This window comes from Bacillus sp. MBGLi79, from assembly GCF_002953915.1.
Genome location: NZ_CP026521.1, coordinates 344,379 through 361,930, shown reverse-complemented (window position 1 = coordinate 361,930; position 17,552 = coordinate 344,379). Strand labels below are relative to the sequence as shown.

Here is a 17,552-nt window from a genome sequence, read left to right as displayed (position 1 = left end):
TGGCTACAGGCTGCTTTTTGGTTACTTCTTCAAATCTTCAATTGAGTTAACGTTTTTCATATATTGAGGAACAACAAGACCCATTTTCACGCCCGTCATACTGGTGCCAATATCGTCATATTTGCCTTTATATTTGGCGGCGTATGCTTTATGGGTATTCGGCAGCCATGCGGAAAGGGATGCATCCGCGCTTCCCGTCGCGATTGCAGTCCACATCGGACCGGCCTCTACCTGAGTAAGCGTGACCTCATAGCCTAAGTCTTCTAAGACTTTGCCGATCACGTTTGTACTTGCAATTTCACTGTCCCACGCCACATAGGCAAGGTTGATTTTGTCCCCCTTGACCTTTTGAACGCCTTTTGTCCACTCCGCAATCTGATCTTTGTGATTCTTCACATACTCAGCTGCGACTTTGGCAGGTTTCTCGCCTTCTTCCACTTTGATCATCACTTCGCCCATATCGTCTTGCGTCCATTTAAACTGGCTCAGAAGCTTTGCGGCATTCGGCTGTTCTTTGCTGAAGCCTTTGCGTGTGATCGTATGGATTTCCTCCGCGCTGCCATAAGATTGTTTCGGATCATCGAGATATTTCAGCTTATATCTGGAGAACATCCAGTGCGGTGTCCATCCTGTAATGATAATCGGTTTCTTACGGTCGTATGACTTTTTAAGTGTTGCGGTCATCGCGGCACTTGACGCTGAAATCAATGTCCAGTCATTCAGGTCATAATCCTTCATCGCTTTGTCAGTCAGGGCCATAATCCCTGAACCGGGGTCAATCCCGATGATGGTCTTATTCACCTGTTCCGCTGCAGATGCATTTTCATCGTGTTGTGAACCGCAAGCCGTAAGTGAGAGCGCCAGCATGGCGGAAACGCCAATGCCGATGATTTTTTTAAGCATCAGGCATTCCCCCTGCTTTTCTTCTTCACTTTAATATTTTGAGTAATACGGTCCAGAGTAATGGCAACGATAACGATGGCGATACCGGCCTCTACTCCGACCCCGGTTTTCAGCTGTGTAACGGCGCTGTATACTTCAGAACCAAGTCCCGGCGCACCGACCATTGCGGCGATAACAACCATTGATAACGCAAGCATGATGCTTTGGTTGATTCCGGCCAGGATGGTTTTTGTCGCAAGCGGAAGCTGAACTTTAAACAAACGCTGAGCTGTTGTAGAACCGAACGCCTCAGTCGCCTCAATCAGATCCGCCGGCACTTGTTTAATACCGAGAACGGTCATGCGGATTGTCGGAGGCATCGCGAAAATAACTGATGCAACAACACCCGGCACAACACCGATGTTAAAGAAGAAAATCGCCGGCAATAGATATACGAAAGCAGGCATTGTCTGCATTAAATCAAGAATTGGCGTTACAATACGGCGTACCATTTCTTTCTGGGACGCCCAAATTCCGATCGGAACCCCGACCACAATCGAAATAATCACAGATGTCAAAACAAGCGCCAATGTTTGCAGCATTGGGTCCCAATATCCTAAATAATCGATCAGAAGGAATCCAATCAATGTAAATAACGCAATTCCTCTTGTACTGATCCACCACGCAAGTGCGGCGAAAATAATCGTTAACAAAATAGATGGGATAAATCCAAGTCCGCTGACAATTCCATTTACAAAAGCGGCAAGTCCGTTTGCGATTCCGTCGAAGAATCCGCCAAACGTCATTGTAATCCAGTCAACAAAACGGTCAATGATATCTGCTAAAGGTATTCTAGGCAGTCTATCCATCTTACTTCACCTCCTGTGCAGAAGGATCTTGTGTTTGTTCGCCAGTGCCTTCAGCATTGATATACTCGTTATTGCCGGCAAGCGCGCCAATCAGTGCGCCTTTTACGACAATCCCTTTCATTCTTTGCTTCTCATCTACAACCGCAATTGGAATATTCGCGTCAGAAACAACGTCAAAAATCTCTGTCAAATACGTATCCTCTGGTACAGTCGTAAATTCTGTATTCAAGATATTTTGAAGTGACAAATCAGATTCAGCCGCTTTTTTCGCATCAGACGCATAGATAACACCTAACAATTTCTTTTGTTTATCCACTGCGTAAATTGAAGAAATTCCAAGGTTTTTCATCAATGTCAATGCCACGCGAGGCCCTTTATCAATCCGCACTGTTTCAGCGCGTTTCATAATATGGCCTGCTGTGAGGACTTTAGATAAATCAACATCCTCGACGAATTTCTCAACATATTCGTTAGATGGATTCATCAGGATTTCTTCAGGCGTGCCGATTTGAACGATGTTGCCGTCCTTCATCAGAACAATTCTGTCGCCGATCCGCAATGCTTCGTCCAAGTCGTGCGTAATAAAGATAATCGTTTTTCCGACATTATCGTGAAGATCAAGAAGTTCATCCTGCATATCTTTACGAATCAGTGGATCGAGCGCACTGAACGCTTCATCCATCAGAAGAATGTCCGGATCATTTGTCAACGCGCGGGCAAGGCCAACACGCTGCTGCATCCCGCCGGAAAGCTGGTCAGGATATTGGTGTTCAAATCCTTCAAGTCCGACGAGCTTTAAGGACTCAAGCGCTTTTTGCTGGCGCTCCTGTTTGTCTATACCTTGAAGTTCCAGTCCGTATTCTGTATTTTCAAGTATCGTTCTGTGCGGAAACAGAGCGAACTTTTGGAAGACCATGCTGATTTTTTTCCGGCGGACTTCCCGGAGCTGGTCTTTAGACATATTTGTTATCATGTCACCATCAATGTAAATATTTCCGGCAGTCGGTTCAATAAGCCGGTTTAACATCCGTACTAAAGTTGATTTACCGCTCCCTGATAGACCCATGATGACAAATATCTCACCATCATATACTTCAAAATCTGCCTGATTAACCCCAACGGTTGAACCGGTTGCTTTCAGGATCTCTTTTTTTGTCTTTCCATTGGCAAGCATTTGAACTGCCTTCTTTGTTTGTTTCCCAAAAATTTTAGAGACTTTCTCGACTTTTATCTTAATTGGTTTCTCATCTACACTCATATTTTCCCTCCATATTAAGCAATCCTAATAACCGTAACATTTATGTAACTTCCCACACAAACAGCATATTCTCTTTTATTCTGTACCATTTCTTTATAAACATCCATGTGACCACATGATCTTATTTATGCTTCTAAATACTCTGTAATCCTCCTATATAATTGTATTTTACGGGTGATTTTTCTCCTATCTATAGTTGAAAACGCTTTTATTGGAATTGAATTCCTCCTGCCTTATGACTTCCTGCTCCTTTACTGGAAAAATAAGTTGCTTTTCCAGCATCAATTATGTATTATAGTTTCATGACTATGAAACTATCAGATGATCAAATAAGAGCGCAAATTTTTAAAGCACTGTCTGATGAATCAAGGCTTGCTATTATTCGTACGCTTTATGCCAGCGGAAAAGAACTCAGCTGCGGTGAAGTAGGTGAAAAGTGCAATATTGTCAAAACCACGGCATCTTATCATTTTAAAACGCTGCGTGAAGCGGGATTGACGGCAACCCGAAAAGATTCGCGGACAAAATATGTCAGTCTCCGTGAAGACACATTTCAAACATACCTGCCTGGCTTTTTGGAAACCCTCTAACAAAGGGTTTTCTCTATACATATTTGTTTCATAGTTTCAAAGTTATAAAACTATAGGAGTGATAAAATTTGAATCGTATTTGGCTTTTCTTCAGTGTCATGTTTGTCATTGGCACAGATACCTTTTTGCTTTCTCCGCTTCTCCCGCTTTTACAGGAGCAGTTTCATGTCTCTACTGATTTGTCAGGCTGGATGGTCAGTGCTTATGCACTCGGTTATGCGCTCTTCGCTTTCATCGCGGGCCCAATCTCAGACCGTTTGAACAGGAAAACAGTCATGCTATGGGGACTTGCGGGCTTTATCGTATCCACGTTTTTATGCGGCATCGCTCCCTCTTTTGCCGCCATGTGCCTGTTCCGTTTTGCCGCAGGCGTTAGCGCTGCGTTTGTGACGCCTCAGATTTGGGCGTCCATCCCAATCATTGTTAAGCCGTCTCAGATTATAAAAAGCATGGGGATAGCGACAGCAGGATTGGCCGCTTCACAAATGCTCGGACTGCCGATCGGAGGGTTTTTCGCTTCCTTTACATGGCATACGCCATTTTTCGTTTTGTCAGCGTGCTCGATTATTCTTCTATTGATTCTGGCGGTGGTTATGCCTGATATCCGCCCTTCTGAATCCTTGGCGCGCCCATCAACAATCAACCCATATCGGGAGCTTTTTTCATTGCCGAAAACATCGGTCATTCTGCTTGCCTATTTTCTCTTTCAAACCGGAAACTTCGCTTCATTCAGCTTTCTAGGCACTTGGCTTGCTGCGGATTATCATTTAACCGTGTCACAAATTGGGGCAGCTATGCTTGTTCTCGGACTGGGAAATATGCTCGGAAGCCTTATCGGCAGCCGGATTTCAGCAAAGCTTGGCATGTTTAAGACATTGATCGGCGGGATGCTGCTGATGGGCGCTCTCTATTTCGCTCTTCCTTTCTTTCCTAACTTATTTTTAGTCGAAACGAGCTTTTTTCTCACGTTCTTTACAGCTGGCATTATCTTTCCGTTAATGATGGGTGTCTCTCAATCCATTTCACCAAACGCGCGTGGAACCATCGCTTCCCTTTCCAATGCCGCTATGTATGCAGGAACCACTGTCGGCACAGGTATTGCAGGTTTTTTATATCAAAGCACACAGCATTTCGGAGCTGTCACAGGATTTACTGCCATACTATTCATGCTGTCAATGGCGCTCTACCAGACAATTAGTAAAACCGGGAAACGCCAATCCGCAGCCCGGGCGCAGATGTAAAAAAAGCACCTCATTCAAGAGGTGCTTCAGATTGTTGACAAAATCCTAAAATGGTCTTCATTTTAGGATTTTGTCATCTTTTCAGCGTGATTGAAAACCCTTGAAGTCTAGGAAGGACGAGCATAGGAGCGGAGCGAATGTTCTAATTCGTGAGCACCGAAGCGCAGTCCTGACAACGAATGCGAGGGTTTGTCGACACGCTGAAAGCACCTCTTTTAAGAGGTGCTTTTCCTATTCTAGCTCAGTTTGTTTCGTCTCTTTCCCCATAATCAAAATACAAGCAACCGCGAGTAAGATGGCAATGCAAAAGATTGAAAAGATGACCGAAAACGAAATATGACGGGCTGCGAGCGTTCCAACGAGCAGAGGCCCGAAGATGCCGCCGATTCTTCCAAACGCCGCCGTCGTTCCTGAACCTGTTGCGCGAATCGCAGTCGGATATTGCTCCGGGGTATACGCATACAGCACGCCCCACGCACCGAGATTGAAAAACGATAACAGCATTCCAGCCGTAAGCAGAAGGCCTAAAGAATCAGCCGTTCCAAAGAAATAGGCGCTTCCTGCTGTACCAATCAGGTAAATGACAAGTATCCACTTCCGGCCCGCTTTTTCAATCAGCCATGCGGCAGAGAAATAGCCCGGTAGCTGAGCAAGCGTCATCAGCAGGACATATTCAAAGCTTTGAATCATGCTGAAGCCTTTCAGAAGCATGACACTCGGGAGCCATAGGAACATGCCGTAATAAGAAAACACCACACAGAACCAAACAATCGACAGCATTACGGTCGGCCGTATATACTGTCTTGCCCAGACGCTTTTTACATTCTCCCACACAGATTTCTTTTTGGCAGAAAGCGATTCATATTTTGGTGAATCAGGCAGACTCGTCCGCAGGTATAACGCATAAAAAGCAGTCAGTGCGGTTAACAGCAGGGCAGCCTGCCAGCCGAAGCTTGGTATCACAAAGTAAGAAATCAAGGCCGCTGCGAGCCAGCCCACAGCCCAAAAGCTCTCCAGAAGCACAATCACTCTGCCCCGCTTTTCAGGCACAACCGCTTCCGAAACGAGTGTCGAAGCGACTGGAAGCTCTCCGCCAAGTCCCATGCCGATCACGAAACGAAGGATTAGAAATGCCGATAAGCTCGTCATAAAAGCGGAAATGCCGCTTCCGATGGAAAAGCATAGAAGGGTGATAATAAATACTTTTTTTCGGCCGATTCGATCAGCCAGCAGACCAAACAAAAACGCTCCCGCAGCCATGCCGATGGAATTGACGCTTCCGATCCATTTCATTTCCTCGGGCGACAGATTCCACTCTACATGGAGCGCGGCGATAATAAACGATAATATTCCGACATCCATTGCATCAAACAGCCACCCCAAACCGGCGACGCCCAGCAATTTACGCTGGGATATAGGCTGTTGTTTTCCCATTGCCAACACCTCTGATATGCAAAATGATTACCGTTTAAGTTTACACCTGTCTTTACACATTGTCATTAACTAAATGATGTAAATGAAAAACCCCGCTTATGTTCCACAAGCGGGGTTCTGATTATTGCTGTAATGCTGCTTTTTTAATATTATCCTGAAGCTGGGCAATTCGTCTCGCGCCGTCTTCGCGGAGGCGTTTGTTTTCTTCTTCGATTTGTTTTGTTTCCTGCATGCCGCTGACAATCGTGTTCCAAGACGATTCGATCGTTTCAATATCTATGCTCGGTCTGCCGGCCATTCTCGCAATTTCAACACTTTGGCTCGAGATGTTTTCAGCATTTCGTTTTAGCATCTCGTTTGTCCGGCGGTCAAGCTCGCTCATTGAATCAGCCACAAGCTTTTGCCGTTTCACCGTAACAGCCTGAATAATGCCGTTTTTGAAAATCGGAATGGTAATGATAAACGCGGAGTTGATTTTCCCGATCAGCTTTGCGTTTCCGCGCTGCAGGAGACGGATTTGTGGTGCGGTTTGAAGAGCCACCATCCGTGCCATATCCAGATCATACACCCGTTCCTCAAGCGCCTGAATACCGTTGCGCAACGTATCGAGCTGCATTTGCGCCAGCTGGTTTCCGCTTGCCGCTTTTTCCTCATATGAAGGAAGGATCGACTGCATCTCTTCCAGTTTCATCTGCCCGGCAACGACGTATTTTTCAAGCTCCATATAGTATTTGATATTGTTTTCATACATTTCATCGAGCGTGTAGTTCGTCTTCGTCATCTCATCTTTGTATTTCGAAATCTCAACGTTGATTTTTTCAATCTCTCCGCCGAGTGTCTGATACTTTTTAAAGATTTTTTCAACCATGCTGCCGCCGCGTTTGAAAATTTTCGCCATTAATCCCTTAGGCTCATCAAAATCATTTTTGTCGAAGCGGTCCATGATTTTTCCAAGCTGAGTCAGCATTGTGCCGGAGTCTGTCACACTTGTTGTCTTCATCATCCCCAAGATGCGGTCAGAGAACTTGGAAATTTCAACGGCCGGCTCCTTGCCGTACTCAAGCAGCTCCATTTGGTTTTTAACGTCAATTTGTTGAGCGAGCCGCTTTACCTCTGGTTCCTGACGGAGCTGAAGACGGATATCGTCAGCTTTTTGCTGGGAAATCTCTTCATTTTTATCGAGAACAAGCGGATTTTGATTTTCTGTTGTCATGCTTTTCTTCTCTCCTTATTTTTGGGTAATGTTTCTGAAGAGCCTTTTCACAAGCGAAGGCTCTTTGTAGTCCTGCTGGAACACCATGTCGTCCAGCCAGTGGATATCATACTGATCCTCTTCAATAAACTGCTCAATATCTTGGTGTCCGGGCGGATTATAAATGATGATATCGATTCCGATTTCATTCAGGAACAGCAGGGCAGCGGCATCCGAACGCGTGAGTCCGCCGCTCATTTCCGTATGATATAAAACGAGTTTCGGAACGGTTTGCGCATAGTCAAACATTTGAATCAATTTCAGCAGATTCGCAGGCAGGTTTGTCGTTTGTTTAAACAAATAGATTTGAACATCCTTGACTTGTTCCTGATGCAAAGCCTTAAGCCGAGGATGCCTGCACATTCTCGAAATCGTTTTGGCAATGGCGGTCTGAACGCCCGCCGGCAGCTGTTTGTACTGCCACACATTGCTTGCCATCAGCTTGTCCGGATCAATATTCTCTTCGTGGTCAAGTGCGTGGCTGTAGTGAAATTGATAGTTCGACTTTATTTCTTCTGTAAATGGAAAGCTTCTGACCATTTCTGTTTCCTGATAATCCGCTAGAGTATGAAGCCTGTTCCAATATTCCTTATTGTCTTTGGACACGCCCATAATTTTGGCGAAAACATTCGGAATCTCAATGGAGTGTTTATCTGCTTTGAAATTCGGCCGAATAAAGGCGCGTTCTTTCGTGATTAAAAACAGTTCATCATAGGTCGTTTTCAGCGTAACGGACACCGGTGTGTGATCTCTGAACTGCCATGGCTTGTACAGCATGGACTCCTCGTGATTCAGCACATGTTCAATTTCTTTTGTTGAGCGGTAAGCCACTGTTGATTTACGGTCTGGTTTTTCTTTCGGAAACGGCTGAAGCTCCGAAACATCCGGGAGCTTTTCCGTAAAACTGAGCTCCTGCTTTGGATCGACAAGCGCCAGCTGATCGGTACCCGCCGGATGAAACAGCAGAACATCACAGCCGACCAGCATCAGATAATATAAGAAATAGAGCTGGCTTTTCGTCGCATCTCCATACCAAACAACCTTTGGCATCTCACGCTCTATATCGGTTTTTTCCAGCCACGGATTCAGGTGATTTAAAGAAAACTTCGAGACATCAAGCAGCACTCTGCGAAAATCAGGATGATTCAGCCCCTTCTCATGACTGTCCGCAAAGGTATGTAAAAGCGTCATCAGCGCTTTTCTTAAATGGCGGTGCATCAAGGGATTTGAGTGCCTCGCAATCAGCTTTTCCCCGTCCAGAAAGGCAACAAAGCGGCTGACTGACAGCCCTTTTTCTTTCTGATTGATGGAATGAATATGCTGAAGCTTTTGGAATGTTTCCGGTTCGATTGTTTTATCAAGCGTTTCACTCAAAATAGTCATGCCGTCATTTACAGACAGCTCGTACAGCTCGTTATAGTAATCCGTCTCATCAATAGGCGTGCCTAATATCTGTCCGGCAAGGCGGGAAAACGAAAGGCCCTGTGCTGTTTCATAGTGATCTCGCTCCGGCAATGGCTGAAACAGCAGGCTTTTCCAATCCCCATCAGCCGGAAGTGCTTTATGAATGATTACTTCTTCTTGTCTCATCATATCCTCCTTTCCGGTTTGTTATTGAACGATATTTCGGTAACAAAAAAGGAAGGACATTGAACCTCCCTCCTTGTTTTGTTTTATTCTTCTTTTGAAGCGGCTGTTTGTTCGCGCACCTGCTTTTGTTTGTTGATGTAGTGAATGATCAATGTTACCGCAAATGCAGCGATAATGATGATGAAGAATACAGAGTGCGGCATTTCGTAATGGAAAGCGCTCCCCGCCATTTTTAGCGCGATAATGCCGATTAACACGAATGCTGTGTTTTCCAGCTCAGGAATTTTATCAATCAGCACAAGGAACACTTTTGCCACTGTACGCATCATTAAAATACCAAGCATACCGCCGATCAGAAGCACCCATACTTTTTCAGATACCGCAAACGCGGCCAGGATGCTGTCCACAGAGAAGGCAAGATCCATTAATTCTACTGAAACGACAGTCGCCCAGAAGATCCCGAACGTGCGGACCATCCAAGAGTTTTTCTTCATGCCGTCCGCTTCTTCTTCTTTTTCGCCTATCCAGAAGTGCTTAATGACGAGCCAAGCTAGGTAAAGCGCGCCAAGCACCTTGATCCACCAGAATTTAATGAGGAGCATACCGAGCCCGATGAAAATAAACCTGAAAATATAAGCTCCAAACAAACCATACGTTAACGCTTTTTTACGCTGTTTTTCCGGCAGGTGTTTGACCATGACCGCAAGAACAAGCGCGTTATCGGCCGATAAAAGGCCTTCCAGAACAACAAGGGAACCGATCAGACCCCAGGAAACAGGATCAGTCAGAACTTCCCCCCACATTTTCCAATCGAAAAATGAAGCATACGTAGACATGATATGATGTAAAAAGTCCAAGTTTTTTCCTCCTATTAATTTGAAACGGTGACTTCTCTATTTGTCACTCGTTTACACTTGCAAACCGTAATTCCGGCACAATGCAGCCAGCCCGCCGGAAAAACCGCTGCCGATCGCATTGAATTTCCACTCGCCGCCGTGTCTGTAAAGCTCACAAACGACAACAGCTGTTTCTATGGAGAAGTCTTCTCCCAAATCGAAGCGAAGAAGCTCATTCTGCGTTTCTTCATCCACAACGCGGACAAACGCATTGGAAACTTGTCCGAAGTTTTGGCTGCGTGCTTCAGCATCGTGAATGGTCACTGTGATGCCGATTTTCTCAATGTGAGCAGGGATCTTTGAGAAATCCACGATAATCTGCTCATCATCTCCGTCGCCTTCACCCGTGCGGTTGTCACCCGTATGGATGACACCGCCGCTCGGGTGTTCAAGGTTATTATAGAAGACGAAATCGAGATCATTTACGCAGTTATCATGCGCATCAACTAAAAAGGCCGAAGCATCCAGGTCAAAATCGTGTCCGCCAGAGTACTTGTTTGTATCCCAGCCTAAACCGATCACCGCTTTTGTCAGTCCCGGATTTGTTTTCGTTAAATCAATGCGCTGTCCTTTTGATAATTGAATGGCCATACTGCCTCTCTCCTTTCTGCTCTTCGTATTTTTCTTAACCGACTTGCAAACCGTAGTCTGTTGCGATGCGGGCAAGGCCGCCTTGGTAGCCTGAGCCGATTGCAGAGAATTTCCACTCGCCGTTATGTCTGTAAAGCTCCCCTGCAATGATTGCCGTTTCAATAGAGAAATCTTCTGCAAGATCGTAACGGATGAGCTCTTCATTTGTTTCTTCATTTACGATGCGGACAAACGCGTTTGATACTTGTCCAAAGTTTTGGCTGCGCGCTTCTGCTTCGTGAATGGTAATAACAAATGAGATTTTATCAATGTTTGCCGGTACAGCGCTGAGATTTACTTTTACATTCTCATCATCGCCTTCGCCAGCACCAGTCAGGTTGTCGCCTGAATGAACGACTGAACCGTTGCCGCCTTCAAGCTGGTTGTAGAAAATAAAGTCGTTTGGTGACGCGCATTTGCCTGCGGCGTCTAACAGAAACACACTTGAGTCAAGATCAAAGTCGTGTCCGCCGTCATACTTGTTCGTATCCCAGCCTAAACCGACAACAACCTTTGAAAGACCCGGATTTGTTTTTGTTAAATCTACTTTTTGTCCTTTTGCCAATGAAATTGTCATGTTTCATCCACTCCTTTTCTTTTATACGTATCGGCTGATAATATCTTCTAATCTCGTATCGTTCGTGCCTTCACCAATCGCCGCAAACTTCCACTCACTGCCGCTTCGGTAGATTTCTGCTGTAATCAGGCTTGTTCTGCCGGCATAATTGTCTCTCAAATTGTATTTGAGCATTTCTTCATGATTAGATTGATCAACTACGCGAATAAACGCATTTTGAATCATGCCGAAATCTTGTTTTCTTCTGACACAATCGTAAATGTTCACTACAAATACAAGCTTATCGATGTTTCCAGGCACTTTATCTAAATCTATCATAATTTGCTCGTCATCGCCCGCACCGTCACCCGTCAGGTTGTCGCCTGTATGCTGTACACCGCCGCAGCGGCTTTTCAGGTTGCCGAAATAAATCAGATTTTTCTTTTCGGTGAATTTTCCGTTTTCCAACATCAGCACTGAAGCGTCACAGTCGATATTCGGACCGCCTCCGCCAAGCAGTTTGCTGAAGAATCCTCCGCCTGAGGACACTGGGTCCCAGCCGAGACCGACCATCAATTTTGACAGACCGGCTTTTCCTTTTGTTAAATCAATTCGTTGACCTTTTTCTAAAGAAATTGCCACACGATTCACTCCTACTCATCAAAATGTGAAGATAGTCACATTTATTTTTACGCTCACAAGGAAAATAAGCCGTAAATTACTAATATATACGTTTGTTATTATATCAAAGTTTCGTAAAAGTTAAGAATAATTGACGAAAAACCTCGAAAAAAAACTTCCATATTTGATATATGATTTGCAAATGCTATAAAATGCACTTCTTAAACAAACCATTTGACGTGAGCGAGTCATTTTGCCTATTCTTGTGTCACATTGTAAAAACAGACAGAAAGGAAGCGGCCATTTGATTCATGTAAGCATACTTGATCAGGCACCTGTTTCTAAAGGAGAAAGCCCTGTGACAACTCTTCAGCATTCGGTTGAGCTTGCTCAATTAAGCGAACAGTGGGGCTATAAGCGTTATTGGTTTGCCGAGCACCACAGCACGAAAGGACTGGCAAGCACAGCGCCTGAAATCATGATCGCCCGCATCGCAGCACAGACAAACACGATTCGTGTCGGATCAGGCGGCGTGCTCCTGCCCCAATACAGTCCGTTTAAAGTGGCTGAAACCTTTCGCCAGCTTGAGGCCCTGTATCCAAACCGGATTGACCTTGGCGTCGGCCGTTCCCCCGGAGGCACGACAAAAACCCGGCTTGCGCTAACAGACGGGGTAAAAAAAAGCTTAACCGAATTTAACAGACAGCTGCTGGATGTCTCTTATTTTCTCACAGATTCCCTTCCTCCCGACCATCCGTATGCCGGAATCAAAGCGGCGCCCCTGATTGACACTGCACCAGAGCTATGGGTGCTCGGCCTTGGCGAAAACAGTGCAAGACGTGCAGCGCAACAGGGGATTGGATATGTATTTGGGCATTTCATTAATCCAGAACGAGGAGAAAATTCGTTCCGCATCTACCGAGAAAGCTTTCGGCCCTCAGCCCATTTCTCAAATCCGGCCGCCCTTTTTACGATTTTTGTCATTTGCGCAAAATCAGATGAAGAGGCAGAGGAACTCGCGTTAAGCCAGGATTTATGGCTTCTTCGCGTCGGAAAAGGCTTGGACAGCCGCGTGCCGAGCATCGAGGAAGCGAAAGCGCATCCCTACACTGAATCCGATAAAAAACTCATTGCAGAAAACAGAAAGCGGATGATAATCGGTTCTCCAAGCACTGTCAAACAGCAGCTGTTAGACCTCACAGACCGCTATGAAACAAATGAAATCATGGCTCTGTGCAATGTGTTTGATTTTGAGGCGAAAAAAGAATCGTATGAGCGCCTTGCCGGATTATTTCTATAAAAAAAAGCAGTTTCCCCTGGGGAAACTGCTTTTTTTGTTATTGGCGCCCTTTTTTGCGCTGCGCTTCTTTTTTGATAAACATCCAAACTCCTTGAACTGCAAATCCGAGCAAAAGCAGAACGATCAATAGCAGGGTAATAGACGGCCCTGGCGGCGTCCCGAGCTGATAGGATGATGTCAGTCCCGCAAATACGCTGAATAACGAAATGAGTATGGCTGTAATGAAGACCATGTTAAAGCCTTTTGCAATTCTAATGGCGAATGCTGCCGGCAATACGAGCAGGGCTGATACAAGAAGGACCCCGATGATCGGTATAATGACTGAAATCGCAAGGCCTGTGACAATACTGAATGACAACGAGAGAACGTTTGTATTAATTCCCGATGTTTTGGCTGTTGCTTCATCAAACGTCAGCAGGTAGAGCGGTCTTCTCAATACGATAAAGTAAAGCAGGATCAGCAGTGTGATAATACCGATAATATAGACCTGCTGCTGATTGACTGTCACAAGCGATCCAAATAGGTATTGATCGATGCTCATATTGGCTGTGCCTTTGGAAAGGCTGATTAAAAACATCGCGAAGGACAAACCAGCTGCCATTAAGATGGCAATGGACACTTCTGAATAAGTCCGATACGCCCGCCGCATGTATTCAATTCCGATCGCGCCGATGGTCACGACGACTATGCTCGCTGCGGTAATATTGGTGCTGAGAAAAAAGCCGATGGCCACACCTGACAACGAGATATGTGAAAGTGTGTCAGCCATTAAGGCCTGTCTTCTGAGAACGAGATACACTCCCAGTATCGGAGCCATGATGGCAATCATGCCGCCTGCTAGAAAAGCTCGTCGCATGAATTCCAAGTCAAACATTTCCATCCGCCTTTTTCTCCTCTCTCTAACCGAATCACTTTATCTAAAAATTGCTGTACTTCGTTTTGTTCGTGAGTAACCATCACAACTGTGCGGTTGTGATTTTTCACGAGGTGATGCATAAATTCGTAAAATCCTTTTCTGCTGTCGTAGTCAACTGCAGTTGTCGGTTCGTCCAGCATCAGGAGATCCGGGTTGCTGGCGAGCATTCTGGCGATACAGATTTTCTGCTTCTGTCCGCCTGATAAATCACCGATTTTGCGATGGCGGAGCTCCCACATTTCCACCATTTTCAGTGCTTTTTCTACTTCAAGATGATCTTCTTCATTTAAACGTTTAAACCATTTCCCTTTTGTGTATCGGCCTGACTGGACAAGCTCCAGCACCGTGCTCGGAAAGCCGGCGTTAAATGAAGAAATTTGCTGCGGGACGTACCCAATGGTCAGGCGTTTCCCTTCTGTATTTCTTTTACTGATCGTCACTGTGCCTTCCCACGGTTTCAGCATGCCGAGCATTACTTTTATGAGCGTCGATTTAGAGGCGCCGTTTGGTCCAGTGATGCCGACGAACTCACCGCTTTCAATATCAAGTGATACTTTATCTAAAACAGGCGTATGGGAATAGCCGAATACGATATCTTTCAATGAGACGAGATTCATGTTAATCTTCCTTTCTCACAAAGAAATAGTGTGCACCCCTCCGGCGCACACTATCTTATGATTTAACCAATAGTGAATCTTTCAGGGCATCGAGGTTTTGTTTCATAATGTCGATATACCCTAAACCTTTATCCTGTTCTTCTTTGCTTAAGCCTTCCAGTGTATTCAGCACTTCTGTCTTCGCACCGATTTCACTGGCGAGCGTATCTGCGACCTTTGAGGATGCAATTTCTTCAAAGTAAATGACTTTTACATTATGTTCTTTGGCATATGTTTTCAGCTTTGCCAAGCTGGCTGCGCTCGGTTCTTGGTCAGGAGAAAGCCCTGCAATCGGAACCTGCGTCAGGCCATATTCTTTTGCGAGATAGCCAAAAGCAGTATGCTGCGTGATAAATTCTTTTTTCTCCGCTTTTTTTGCGGTTGTACGATATAGTTTATCAAGATCCTGCAGTTTTGCAATATATTCTTTACTATTTTTCTCATAGTATTCTTTGTTATCCGGGTCTTGCTTTACGATTTGCGCCGTAATATTTTTAACTTCCTTTTGCGCCAGAACAGGGCTTAGCCATACGTGAGGGTCCATTGCATGACTGTGCTCATGCTCCCCATGATCGTGGTCTTCATGTTCATCTTCAGAGCCTTCCATTAAATCAATGCCTTTGCTTGCGTTAACGAAAACGGCGTGGCCTTGGCCCATGCTTTTTTCAGCTGACGGAACCCATGTCTCCATGTATTCACTATTATAAACGAACAGATCAGCATCCTGAATGTTGGCAATGTCTTTCGGCGTCGGTTCCCAATCATGCGGTTCAACGGAAGATGGGATTAACAGATCCACATCGCCTTTGTCTTTTACAATTTGTTTTGTGAATTCATACATCGGATAAAACGTTGTGACAACGTGCAGTTTATCACCCTTTGAATCCGCCGACCCTTTTGTTGATGAGTTGCCGCATGCTGCAACCAATAAAAAGCACGCTGCAATCACAAACAAACTGCTCCATTTTTTAAACATATCGTATATCCCCTCTTTTTCAGTAGCTTTAAATCAAAATGATAACGATTTTGTAATCCTATATCATAATAAACCGAAGTCATTACGTTTTGCAAGAATAAATTTCATTTTCTTTTTATTCTTCCCGCCTGCAGAGCGAATATATGTACTAAAAAAACCCGGCTGAATGCCGGGCTGCTAAATCATTAGGTTGTTTTGTCCAGAAGGTACACCCTGCTTTCATAAGGCTGGAACACCATTTCGTCAGCAAGGTCGCCGTTGTTGTTATAGTTGCTGAGAAGCAGAGATGCCTGAGCTTTGCAGCAGTTCTTCGGCCATGGGAAAACAGCCTGCTCTTTTGAAAAATTATTGACTGACAAAAGCTGCTGGTTACCGTTTTCTCTCATATATACAAACAACTGCGGGTCGTCCGGAAGCAAAAGATCATAGCTTCCTTTTATAAGATCAGCATACCGCTTTCTCAGTCTGATCAGCTTTTTGTAATAGAGTAAGACCGAATCGGGGTCACTCAGCGCTTCCTCCACATTGATAGAGGTGAAGTTCGGGTTGACCTTCAGCCAAGGCGTGCCGTCAGTAAATCCGGCATGTTTGCCGCTGTTCCACTGCATCGGGGTCCGAGCATGATCCCGGCTTTTGGCTAAGATTGATCTCATTACATCCTCTGGATCATAGCCTTTTTCAAATACCCGTTTATGATACATATTGATCGTTTGGATATCTTTGTAGTCCTCAATCTGGGTGAACGGCGCGTTTGTCATCCCGATTTCTTCTCCCTGATAAATGTATGGCGTGCCCTTCATGAAATAAAGTACGGTAGCCAGCATTTTCGCAGATGCTTTGCGGTATTTCCCATCGTCCCCGAATCTGGATACAATCCGGGGCTGGTCATGGTTGCACCAATATAATGTATTCCAGCCTTGATGTTCAAGCTTTTTTTGCCATGCGGTCAAAACCGATTTTAAATCAGAAAGCTCAAGGGGCTTTACATCCCAATGTTCTTTTCCGGGCTGCTGGTCAAGCTCCATATGCTGAAAGTGAAAAATCATATTCAGCTCATGCTTATCTGTTCCTGTATATTTTAGGCCTTCTTCCGGCGTGACATTGCCGACCTCTCCGACAGACATGACATCATATTGAGAAAACACTTCATCTGTCATTTCTTTCAAATAGTCATGGATTCGATCGCCATTTGGCTGAAAGGGCTTCGGCTCTGCCTGCTGATTGATATAGTCCTCATACGAAGGAAGATATTCTTTCTTAGAAATGAGATGGAGCTGATCAATGCGCAAGCCGTCGACCCCTTTATCGAGCCAAAACTTCATCATGTCATACACCGCTTGGCGAACTTCGGGGTTTTCCCAGTTTAAATCAGCTTGTTTGACGGCGTTCATATGGAGATAATATTCTCCGGTATGCTCCTCGTATTGCCAGACCGGGCAGCCATAGTTTGAGAGCCAGTCCGTCGGCGGGCCGTTCTTTGTGCCGGGACGCCAGTAATAATAGCTGCGGTATTTGCTGTTTTTGTCCAGCTCCGCTTCTTTAAACCACGGATGCTCGACAGAGGTGTGATTTAACACAAAGTCCATCACCAGCTTTAATCCCCGCTGATGCACCTGGTCCAGCAGCTCGTGAAAATCGTCCATTGTTCCGTATGAATCCATGATTGCCCTATGGTCTGTCACATCATAGCCGTAATCAACATTCGGAGAAGGATAGATTGGGCAAACCCAAATCACATCCGCCCCGAGCTCCTTTATGTAGTCAAGACGGGAAATAATCCCCCGCAAGTCCCCAATTCCGTCTCCATTGCTGTCCTGAAAGCTTCTCGGGTAAATCTGGTACACCACCGCATCCTTCCACCAGTCTGTGTTCATCCCGCAATCCC

General features: G+C 45.2%; 17 protein-coding genes. 3 read left to right on the top strand and 14 right to left on the bottom strand.

From position 1 onward, the window contains the following. Window positions 1-21: 21 nt before the first annotated feature. From opuAC to opuAA, 3 genes are read right to left on the bottom strand one after another with little or no spacing between them, the layout of a single operon-like run. Window positions 22-903: a glycine/proline betaine ABC transporter substrate-binding protein OpuAC gene (gene opuAC / locus C1T29_RS02000; RefSeq protein WP_103749832.1), complete on the bottom strand. Its 882-nt coding sequence runs from the start codon at window positions 901-903 to the stop codon at window positions 22-24. Then, window positions 903-1,751, bottom strand: coding sequence for a glycine/proline betaine ABC transporter permease subunit OpuAB (gene opuAB / locus C1T29_RS01995; RefSeq protein WP_014662685.1), 849 nt, complete (start codon window positions 1,749-1,751; stop codon window positions 903-905). The genes opuAC and opuAB overlap by 1 nt, the downstream gene beginning before the upstream one ends. A gap of 1 nt (window position 1,752) precedes the next feature. Next, entirely contained in the window at window positions 1,753-3,009 is a 1,257-nt protein-coding gene (gene opuAA / locus C1T29_RS01990) for a glycine/proline betaine ABC transporter ATP-binding protein OpuAA (RefSeq protein WP_095431209.1), read from the bottom strand. 287 nt (window positions 3,010-3,296) lie between these two features. Between opuAA and C1T29_RS01985 the strand changes: the two genes are divergently transcribed. Both C1T29_RS01985 and C1T29_RS01980 read left to right on the top strand, forming a co-directional pair. Then, window positions 3,297-3,599, top strand: a complete 303-nt coding sequence (locus tag C1T29_RS01985; protein ID WP_103749833.1) for an ArsR/SmtB family transcription factor — start codon at window positions 3,297-3,299, stop codon at window positions 3,597-3,599. A 68-nt stretch (window positions 3,600-3,667) separates the two neighbouring features. After that, entirely contained in the window at window positions 3,668-4,840 is a 1,173-nt protein-coding gene (locus tag C1T29_RS01980; protein WP_103749834.1) for an MFS transporter, read from the top strand. A gap of 231 nt (window positions 4,841-5,071) precedes the next feature. On the opposite strand, the gene niaP is transcribed toward C1T29_RS01980, so the two are convergent. The 7 genes from niaP to C1T29_RS01945 form a co-directional block, all read right to left on the bottom strand. Then, window positions 5,072-6,274, bottom strand: coding sequence for a niacin permease NiaP (gene niaP / locus C1T29_RS01975; RefSeq protein WP_095431207.1), 1,203 nt, complete (start codon window positions 6,272-6,274; stop codon window positions 5,072-5,074). 121 nt (window positions 6,275-6,395) lie between these two features. Continuing rightward, window positions 6,396-7,487 (bottom strand): toxic anion resistance protein, encoded by a 1,092-nt coding sequence (locus C1T29_RS01970; protein WP_095431206.1) that lies wholly within the window; start codon window positions 7,485-7,487, stop codon window positions 6,396-6,398. 15 nt (window positions 7,488-7,502) lie between these two features. Beyond that, window positions 7,503-9,116 (bottom strand): YceG family protein, encoded by a 1,614-nt coding sequence (locus tag C1T29_RS01965; protein ID WP_103749835.1) that lies wholly within the window; start codon window positions 9,114-9,116, stop codon window positions 7,503-7,505. Window positions 9,117-9,199: 83 nt separating this feature from the next. Beyond that, window positions 9,200-9,973 carry a TerC family protein gene (locus C1T29_RS01960; RefSeq protein WP_014662678.1) on the bottom strand — a complete coding sequence of 258 codons (774 nt, stop codon included), beginning with the start codon at window positions 9,971-9,973 and terminating at the stop codon, window positions 9,200-9,202. 51 nt (window positions 9,974-10,024) lie between these two features. Continuing rightward, on the bottom strand, window positions 10,025-10,603 hold the full coding sequence (locus C1T29_RS01955; RefSeq protein ID WP_003241242.1) for a TerD family protein: 579 nt from the start codon (window positions 10,601-10,603) through the stop codon (window positions 10,025-10,027). A 34-nt stretch (window positions 10,604-10,637) separates the two neighbouring features. Further along, window positions 10,638-11,219, bottom strand: coding sequence for a TerD family protein (locus C1T29_RS01950; protein ID WP_014475718.1), 582 nt, complete (start codon window positions 11,217-11,219; stop codon window positions 10,638-10,640). Between the two features lie 21 nt (window positions 11,220-11,240). Further along, window positions 11,241-11,840, bottom strand: a complete 600-nt coding sequence (locus C1T29_RS01945) for a TerD family protein (protein ID WP_014662676.1) — start codon at window positions 11,838-11,840, stop codon at window positions 11,241-11,243. Window positions 11,841-12,123: 283 nt separating this feature from the next. Here C1T29_RS01945 and C1T29_RS01940 point away from each other — a divergent pair, with 283 nt between their 5' ends. Then, entirely contained in the window at window positions 12,124-13,119 is a 996-nt protein-coding gene (locus tag C1T29_RS01940; protein ID WP_103749836.1) for an LLM class flavin-dependent oxidoreductase, read from the top strand. 37 nt (window positions 13,120-13,156) lie between these two features. Here the strand turns inward: C1T29_RS01940 and znuB are convergent, their stop codons facing one another. The 4 genes from znuB to C1T29_RS01920 form a co-directional block, all read right to left on the bottom strand. Next, window positions 13,157-13,999, bottom strand: a complete 843-nt coding sequence (gene znuB / locus C1T29_RS01935; RefSeq protein WP_014662674.1) for a zinc ABC transporter permease ZnuB — start codon at window positions 13,997-13,999, stop codon at window positions 13,157-13,159. Then, window positions 13,957-14,652, bottom strand: a complete 696-nt coding sequence (gene znuC, locus C1T29_RS01930; protein WP_014475714.1) for a zinc ABC transporter ATP-binding protein ZnuC — start codon at window positions 14,650-14,652, stop codon at window positions 13,957-13,959. Before znuC ends, znuB begins: the two co-directional genes overlap by 43 nt. Before the next feature lie 55 nt (window positions 14,653-14,707). Further along, window positions 14,708-15,667 carry a metal ABC transporter substrate-binding protein gene (locus C1T29_RS01925; RefSeq protein WP_103749837.1) on the bottom strand — a complete coding sequence of 320 codons (960 nt, stop codon included), beginning with the start codon at window positions 15,665-15,667 and terminating at the stop codon, window positions 14,708-14,710. Window positions 15,668-15,852: 185 nt separating this feature from the next. Further along, window positions 15,853-17,541, bottom strand: a complete 1,689-nt coding sequence (locus C1T29_RS01920; protein ID WP_095431203.1) for a glycoside hydrolase family 13 protein — start codon at window positions 17,539-17,541, stop codon at window positions 15,853-15,855. Between the last annotated feature and the right edge of the window lie 11 nt (window positions 17,542-17,552).

Excerpts from the sequence above, each read along its gene's own strand:
- opuAC (WP_103749832.1), bottom strand. The coding sequence starts at position 903 with ATGCTTAAAAAAATCATCGGCATTGGCGTTTCCGCCATGCTGGCGCTC.
- opuAB (WP_014662685.1), bottom strand. The coding sequence starts at position 1,751 with ATGGATAGACTGCCTAGAATACCTTTAGCAGATATCATTGACCGTTTT.
- opuAA (WP_095431209.1), bottom strand. The coding sequence starts at position 3,009 with ATGAGTGTAGATGAGAAACCAATTAAGATAAAAGTCGAGAAAGTCTCT.
- C1T29_RS01985 (WP_103749833.1), top strand. The coding sequence starts at position 3,297 with ATGTATTATAGTTTCATGACTATGAAACTATCAGATGATCAAATAAGA.
- niaP (WP_095431207.1), bottom strand. The coding sequence starts at position 6,274 with ATGGGAAAACAACAGCCTATATCCCAGCGTAAATTGCTGGGCGTCGCC.
- C1T29_RS01970 (WP_095431206.1), bottom strand. The coding sequence starts at position 7,487 with ATGACAACAGAAAATCAAAATCCGCTTGTTCTCGATAAAAATGAAGAG.
- C1T29_RS01965 (WP_103749835.1), bottom strand. The coding sequence starts at position 9,116 with ATGAGACAAGAAGAAGTAATCATTCATAAAGCACTTCCGGCTGATGGG.
- C1T29_RS01955 (WP_003241242.1), bottom strand. The coding sequence starts at position 10,603 with ATGGCCATTCAATTATCAAAAGGACAGCGCATTGATTTAACGAAAACA.
- C1T29_RS01950 (WP_014475718.1), bottom strand. The coding sequence starts at position 11,219 with ATGACAATTTCATTGGCAAAAGGACAAAAAGTAGATTTAACAAAAACA.
- znuB (WP_014662674.1), bottom strand. The coding sequence starts at position 13,999 with ATGGAAATGTTTGACTTGGAATTCATGCGACGAGCTTTTCTAGCAGGC.
- znuC (WP_014475714.1), bottom strand. The coding sequence starts at position 14,652 with ATGAATCTCGTCTCATTGAAAGATATCGTATTCGGCTATTCCCATACG.
- C1T29_RS01925 (WP_103749837.1), bottom strand. The coding sequence starts at position 15,667 with ATGTTTAAAAAATGGAGCAGTTTGTTTGTGATTGCAGCGTGCTTTTTA.
- C1T29_RS01920 (WP_095431203.1), bottom strand. The coding sequence starts at position 17,541 with ATGAACACAGACTGGTGGAAGGATGCGGTGGTGTACCAGATTTACCCG.